Below are 6,740 nucleotides of genomic sequence, written 5' to 3' on the forward strand. Positions count from 1 at the left end.
AACCCTCGTTCACTCCTCATCATCCAAGGGGCCGCGCCTCATGTCTGGAACGACCGGTAGTACCTCCCCCAGTACCTCAGTCATCGTCGCGGGCGCACGCACGCCCATGGGCCGTCTCCTCGGCTCCCTCAAGTCCTTCTCCGGAGCCGACCTCGGCGGCTTCGCGATCAAGGCCGCCCTCGACCGTGCTGGGATCGGTGGCGACCAGGTGCAGTACGTGATCATGGGTCAGGTGCTGCAGGCCGGGGCGGGGCAGATCCCGGCGCGCCAGGCCGCCGTCAAGGCGGGCATCCCGATGAACGTCCCGGCGCTCACCATCAACAAGGTGTGCCTCTCGGGCCTCGACGCCATCGCCCTGGCCGACCAGCTCATCCGTGCGGGTGAGTTCGACATCGTCGTCGCGGGCGGCCAGGAGTCCATGACCAACGCCCCGCACCTGCTCCCCAAGTCCCGCGAGGGCTACAAGTACGGCGCCGTGCAGATGCTCGACGCGATGGCGCACGACGGCCTGACCGACCCGTGGGAGAACATCCCCATGGGCGAGTCCACCGAGAAGCACAACACCAAGCTCGGCATCGGCCGCCCCGAGCAGGACGAGATCGCCGCCCTCTCCCACCAGCGGGCCGCCGCCGCGCAGAAGAACGGCATCTTCGAGGCCGAGATCACCCCGATCGAGATCCCGCAGCGCAAGGGCGAGCCGGTCATCGCCAGCAAGGACGAGGGCATCCGCGCCGAGACGACCGCCGAGTCGCTCGGCAAGCTGCGCCCGGCGTTCGCCAAGGACGGCACGATCACCGCCGGCACCTCCTCGCAGATCTCGGACGGCGCGGCCGCGGTCGTCGTCATGAGCAAGGCCAAGGCCGAGGAGCTGGGCCTGGAGTGGATCGCGGAGATCGGCGCGCACGGCAACGTGGCGGGCCCGGACAACTCGCTGCAGTCGCAGCCGTCCAACGCGATCAAGCACGCGCTCGGCAAGGAGGGCCTCACGGTCGAGGACCTCGACCTGCTGGAGATCAACGAGGCGTTCGCGGCCGTCGCCGTGCAGTCAATGAAGGACCTCGGGGTGTCGTCGGAAAAGGTGAACGTCAACGGCGGAGCCATCGCCCTCGGCCACCCGATCGGCATGTCCGGCGCCCGTCTCGTCCTCCACCTCGCCCTGGAGCTGAAGCGGCGCGGTGGCGGAGTCGGCGCGGCGGCGCTGTGCGGTGGCGGCGGCCAGGGTGACGCGCTGATCGTGCGGGTACCCAAGGCATAACGCTCTGCGTGTGCGTACCGGTGTACGCACACGCCTACGCCTACGCCTACGCCTACGTATACGTATACGCACAGGTGTACGTGACCGAGTGAACGGAGCTGTGATGCAGGACGTCCCCACGCTGGTCGCCCAGGCGAGGGAGGGCAGGCCCCGGGCCGTGGCCCGGCTGATCTCGCTGGTGGAGGGGGCGTCCCCGCAACTGCGCGAGGTCATGGCCGCGCTCGCCCCGCTGACCGGCAACGCCTACGTGGTCGGTCTGACCGGCTCGCCCGGTGTCGGCAAGTCCACGTCGACGTCGGCGCTGGTCAGCGCATATCGGCGGGCCGGGAAGCGGGTCGGCGTGCTCGCGGTCGACCCGTCGTCGCCGTTCAGCGGCGGCGCGCTCCTGGGCGACCGGGTGCGGATGTCGGAGCACGCGTCGGACCCCGGGGTCTACATCCGCTCGATGGCCACGCGCGGCCACCTGGGCGGTCTGGCCTGGGCGGCACCGCAGGCGATCCGGGTCCTGGACGCGGCGGGCTGCGACGTGGTCCTGGTCGAGACGGTCGGCGTCGGCCAGTCCGAGGTGGAGATCGCCTCCCAGGCCGACACGACGATGGTGCTGCTGGCCCCGGGCATGGGCGACGGCATCCAGGCGGCGAAGGCCGGAATCCTGGAGATCGGCGACGTGTACGTGGTCAACAAGGCGGACCGCGACGGCGCCGACGCGACCGCGCGCGAGCTCAACCACATGCTGGGCCTGGGCGAGGCGCGCTCGCCGGGGGACTGGCGGCCGCCCATCGTCAAGACGGTCGCGGCCCGCGGCGAGGGCGTCGACGAGGTGGTGGAGGCCCTGGAGAAGCACCGCGCGTGGATGGAGGAGCGCGGTGTGCTGCAACAGCGCAGGACGGCGAGGGCCGCGCACGAGGTCGAGGCCATCGCGGTGACGGCGCTGCGCGAGCGGATCGGCGACCTCTCCGGCGACCGCCACATCGACGCGCTGGCCGAGCGGATCGTGGCCGGAGAGCTCGACCCCTACCGGGCGGCGGACGAACTCCTGGCGGGGCTCACGGGCCGCTGACGGGCGCTGCCGCCCGGCCACCGTGCCGATCACGCGCGGACCACCTGCCGACCACGCGCGGCCCCGCGCCGACCACCTGCCGACCCCGCGCCGGTCAGGGCCTGCCGCGCTGGGACCGCAGATGCTCGGCGATCGGCGTGAGCGCCTTGTGGAGCGCGGTCAGCTCCTCCGGTGACATCAGGTCCACGAAGTGCTGCCGCACGGAGGTCACATGGTGCGGGGCGACCTTCCGCATGGTCTCCATGCCGAAGTCGGTGAGCACGGTGTACAGGCCGCGCCGGTCCGACTCGCAGTTCTCGCGCCGCACGAGGCCCGCGTTCTCCATGCGGGTGATCTGGTGCGAGAGCCGGCTCTTCGACTGCAGCGTCGAGGCGGCCAGATCACTCATCCGCATCCGGTGTCCGTCGGCCTCGGAGAGGTTCACGAGGATCTCGTAGTCGTTCATCGTCAGGCCGAACGGCTGGAGATCCCTCTCCAGCTGATAATTGAGCAGCCTGTTGACCTCTAGGTGGGTGCGCCAGGCGCACTGTTCCTCGTCGGTCAGCCACTGCGTGGCCGTCTCGGTCTCCATATAAACGATTCTACCTAAAATGTTGAAAGGCGAACGAATGGGGGGTGTGTGACGCAGGGCACTTCACGTGCAAAGGCTCCCGCAAAAAAGGGTCACGCGTTCGACGTCACACTCCGCAGATTACCGCTCACAGCCCGAAGCGGCGGTGGAGGTCCCCGAGCTGTCCGGGAAGGCGCGGTGCCGTTGGCTGACTCCCGGCGCCTCCGTGACCCCCCGCGCCACCGCCCGGCACACCGGCCTGCTCCGGCACCGCCCCCCGGTCGAGCTCGGGCATCAGAGCCTCGCTGGACTGCAGAAGCACGGTCCCGGCCCCCACGAACTCGAACTGGTGCTCCTCGCCCGACGCCCCGCCGATCCCCGTAAGCGCACGTAGACCGCCGATCATGCCCGTCAGGTAGGCGTGGTCGTAGTGGTGGCACGGCGACGGGCAGTCGGCCCACCCCACCAGCGCCTGCGGATCGACCCGCACCGGCGGGTCCATGAACACCACGGGACCGTTCGACGCGGCGACGAATTTGCCGGTGCCAATGAGCGTCAGAAACCCCGGAACGATCGACTGCTTCAGTGAGAGAGTTGGCTGAAAAGCGAGCAGATTGCCCGCCCGGATGGTCAGATTGCCGTCATCCAGGTCGTAGGAGTTCACATCGAAGGCCCGGTCCGCGAGCAGCATCTTGCCGCTGCCCTGCGCCACCACCCAGTCGCTCGCGTGCAACGGCGAGTGGAACGAGGAGCGCACCAGCCGGTCGAGCGGCCCGTGCCCGATGCCGTCGAAGGAGATCCGCCCGTAGTAGGCGATCATCTTCCCCTTCTGCAGGAACCACTGACCGCTCTTCAGCTCCACGCAGAAGGTGTACGGATTGACGTTGTCGTCGACCGGCAGCGTCATCGGATCGAACGGGCTCACGGCGTGGCTCCTCCCGGCGGTGCACGGTCGAGTATCGCCCTGCGGTCGGCATTCACGCGACTGTGCGTACCCAGTTCCCGTTATCGGCTGTGCGGTGCGTCACTTTCGGCGGGGCCCGCGCGTCCGAGCCTGCCCGCGCCGCCCCTTCCGCTTCACAGGAACCGCACAGTCGGCACAGGGGCTTCCCAAGCGGTCGGGGCGTTCCGGAACGCCCCCCCCCCCCCCGCGCCCGGCCGGGCGGCGCGACTGAAGTGGGCCTCTGTCCCGAAAATTCCCCTGTTCACGACGTGTTGACCGTGCGTAAGGTGACGAGCCGCGTTCCGGCCGGGGCCTGACCACCCCAGACCTCCGGACGCGGACAGGAAGGCGCGACCCGGGGGAGCGCACCGAATACGTCAGGCTGCCGAAATCCTTTGCTGGGCCTGGCCGTTTCTCTCCAGGGGCGTGTTCCACCCCCTACAGAGAGAAATACGTTGCGTATCCCTCTACCGAAAAAACGGGGCAGACATCCGCGGCGGGGCAGACGGCGGTTCGTGCTGCCGGTCGCGCTGACGTCTCTGGCGGTCTTCGCGACCGTGGCCGTGCATCCGGAGCCGAACGTGGGCCATGAGCCGCGTACGGCCACCGCCGCCGACTCGTACGACGGGTTCGACGCCAAGGGCGCGGAGCAGGTGCGGCAGGACGAGTGCCTGATGGGCGATGTCCTGCGGCAGGGCGGCCCGAACATGTTCGCGATCGGGCAGAAGGCGCTGGGCCAGCCGCCGTTGAGCCCGGCCGCTCTGCACACGCTGGCCAACCGTGAGTACTGGGACGAGACTCCGCTGTCGCAGGCGTTCAGCAAGGACAAGGCCAACGCCGACCACTGGTTCACGGTCATGGACAACCGTGCCAAGGCGTGGCAGGACTCCCTGGAGGCTCTGGTGGACACGCCTCCGCCCGATGTCCCTCCGCCGTTCACCTGGCCGCCAGGCAGCCCTGGCAGCAAGGAGAAGGACTTCTTCGATCAGGTCGGCTTCGGCCCGTGGGTGGCGCAGCAGTTCTGGAAGACCCAGGACGGCTTGTACAACGACCCCAGCGCGGAGGCGGACAAGGCCACCAAGGCGGCCTTCATGAAGCTGGGCGACCGGCTCTACGCCGACGACGGCCCTGCCTCGACGGACCTGAAGATCGCGTGGTCGGACTACTCGACCATGGACCACCCGGTGTGGGCCGACGATGCCCGTATCTTCCTGTCCTCCGGCGGCTTCCCCACGTCCGCGCCGAAGCCGGGCTCGCTGGCGTTCCGGATCGCGGTGGAGGACATGAAGTCCCGTTTCGCGTCCTGCAACTGGCACAACCCGCTCGACCCGAACCATGTCCTTGGCAAGGTCGTCAAGGCGGCGTCGGACGAGTGGCAGCGGGAGATCGCGGACCAGGCAACGCAGCGTAAGTGGGTTTTCGCGGAGAACAAGAACGCCACCACGGCCCTGCAGAAGAGCGCGTTCGGGTTGGGGGACATGCTGGCCAGTCCTGGAAGGCCGACCGCATCGCCCACTGGCAGAACTACTGGGAGCCGGGTGGCAAGGGCTGGATCGGTGACAGTCCGGTCGTGGTGCAGTTCCACGCGGCGAAGGGCATGTGCCTGGACATCGACGGCGACAGGACGGCCAACGGCACGCCGGTGCAGATCTATACGTGCAACGGTTCCAACGCGCAGAAGTGGGTTCTGGGCGAGGACCATACGGTGCGTGGGCTGAGTTCTGGCAAGTGCCTGGACGTGAGGGGCTCTCGCTCGGCGAACGGTACGAAGATCGAGTTGTGGACGTGTCACGACACCGACGGTCAGAGGTGGGACTACTCCACGACCAGGACGACGAGTCTGCGGAACAAGGCGACGGGCAAGTGCCTGGACCTGCACAAGTACACCAAGGGCTACGACTCGTGGCTGTGGGGCTGCAACGGCACCGGCCCGCAGCAGTTCGACATCGCCCCGACCGGTCACAACGGCGCCGACAACAGCCTCGACTACCCGCACAAGGCCGCCTTCACCTCCGCGAGCAGCGAGCTGGGCAAGGCCAGGGCCACGGCGAAGTCCGAACTCGCCCTGGTCAAGAGTCAGGTCGCGGTGGCGGATGAGGCGGTCAAGGGCACCGACCTCAACCTGTCCGAGGCCTACCGCAAGGCGGACGCGATGGGTGTGCCCAGGGGCAGGGGCATGCTCGTCGGCCTTCAGAAGGCGCAGGTCACCAAGGCGTCCGCGGCGGCACTGCACGCGATCGAGAAGGCTGCCGAGACGGCGTACGCCGCGACCCGTGCGTCGGTCGCGGACAGCGCGACACTCGCCGACCGTGCGAAGGCCGCGGCGGCGAAGGCCAAGAGCCAGTTCCGCCTCGCCGCGGCGAAGGAGGCGGAGGCGCAGGCGAAGGCCGCCGCCGACGCCGCCGATCTGCAGAAGAACAACGCCAAGAAGGCCCGCGACACCGCGAAGTCGAAGCTGGGCGACGCGGTGAAGGCCGAAGTCGACGCGAAGGCCCAGGCCACCACCGCGCACGCCAAGCTGCTCGCGGCGCAGGCCGAGGAGAAGACGGCGAAGGCGGACAAGGCCACCGCGGCCGCGAAACAGGCCGAGGCGGCCGGCTACAAGGAGACCGCCGAAGCCGAGGCGACGAAGGCTGAGCAGGCGGGCAAGAGGGCCGATGCCGCCCAGAAGACGGCGTCGGACAAGCGTCAGGCCGCGCAGAAGGCCGCGGACGCGGCCGAGGCGAAACGCGACGACGCGTGGGACGCGGAGCAGAAGGCGGCGGCGGCCCGCGCCAAGGCCGACGCGAAGGACGCCTACGCGGACTCCCTGGACGCCGGTACGGCGGCCACCGCGGCCCGCAAGGCCGCCGACCAGGCCGACGCGGCGGCGACCGACGCCGAAACGGCGGCCGACAAGGCGGCCACCGGCGCCGAGGGCTATGCCAAGGAC

At 69.4% G+C, this 6,740-nt stretch carries 6 protein-coding genes; 4 read left to right on the forward strand and 2 right to left on the reverse strand.

What is annotated here, in order from left to right:
- Positions 1-40 precede the first annotated feature (40 nt).
- Together OFY01_RS31105 and meaB are read left to right on the forward strand one after the other, a co-directional pair.
- Positions 41-1,255 carry an acetyl-CoA C-acetyltransferase gene (locus OFY01_RS31105; RefSeq protein ID WP_266605624.1) on the forward strand — a complete coding sequence of 405 codons (1,215 nt, stop codon included), beginning with the start codon at positions 41-43 and terminating at the stop codon, positions 1,253-1,255.
- 103 nt (positions 1,256-1,358) lie between these two features.
- The gene (meaB, locus tag OFY01_RS31110; protein ID WP_266605626.1) at positions 1,359-2,315 is read left to right on the forward strand and encodes a methylmalonyl Co-A mutase-associated GTPase MeaB; all 957 of its coding nucleotides are present in this window, start codon (positions 1,359-1,361) and stop codon (positions 2,313-2,315) included.
- A 94-nt stretch (positions 2,316-2,409) separates the two neighbouring features.
- Here meaB and OFY01_RS31115 read toward each other — a convergent pair whose 3' ends face one another.
- Together OFY01_RS31115 and OFY01_RS31120 are read right to left on the reverse strand one after the other, a co-directional pair.
- Positions 2,410-2,886 (reverse strand): MarR family winged helix-turn-helix transcriptional regulator, encoded by a 477-nt coding sequence (locus OFY01_RS31115; RefSeq protein ID WP_266605628.1) that lies wholly within the window; start codon positions 2,884-2,886, stop codon positions 2,410-2,412.
- Between the two features lie 127 nt (positions 2,887-3,013).
- A complete protein-coding gene (locus OFY01_RS31120; protein ID WP_266605629.1) occupies positions 3,014-3,772 on the reverse strand; it encodes an AIM24 family protein in 759 nt (252 codons plus the stop codon).
- A gap of 551 nt (positions 3,773-4,323) precedes the next feature.
- Between OFY01_RS31120 and OFY01_RS31125 the strand changes: the two genes are divergently transcribed.
- Both OFY01_RS31125 and OFY01_RS31130 read left to right on the forward strand, forming a co-directional pair.
- A complete protein-coding gene (locus tag OFY01_RS31125) occupies positions 4,324-5,526 on the forward strand; it encodes a hypothetical protein (protein WP_266605631.1) in 1,203 nt (400 codons plus the stop codon).
- Positions 5,451-6,740, forward strand: a 1,290-nt coding sequence (locus OFY01_RS31130) for a ricin-type beta-trefoil lectin domain protein (RefSeq protein ID WP_266605645.1), incomplete at its 3' end; no start/stop codon positions are given. The genes OFY01_RS31125 and OFY01_RS31130, both read left to right, overlap by 76 nt.

The sequence above is a fragment of the Streptomyces beihaiensis genome (assembly GCF_026274175.1).
In the GTDB taxonomy this organism is placed as follows: domain Bacteria; phylum Actinomycetota; class Actinomycetes; order Streptomycetales; family Streptomycetaceae; genus Streptomyces; species Streptomyces beihaiensis.

Excerpts from the sequence above, each read along its gene's own strand:
- meaB (WP_266605626.1), top strand. The coding sequence starts at position 1,359 with ATGCAGGACGTCCCCACGCTGGTCGCCCAGGCGAGGGAGGGCAGGCCC.
- OFY01_RS31120 (WP_266605629.1), bottom strand. The coding sequence starts at position 3,772 with ATGACGCTGCCGGTCGACGACAACGTCAATCCGTACACCTTCTGCGTG.
- OFY01_RS31105 (WP_266605624.1), top strand. The coding sequence starts at position 41 with ATGTCTGGAACGACCGGTAGTACCTCCCCCAGTACCTCAGTCATCGTC.
- OFY01_RS31115 (WP_266605628.1), bottom strand. The coding sequence starts at position 2,886 with ATGGAGACCGAGACGGCCACGCAGTGGCTGACCGACGAGGAACAGTGC.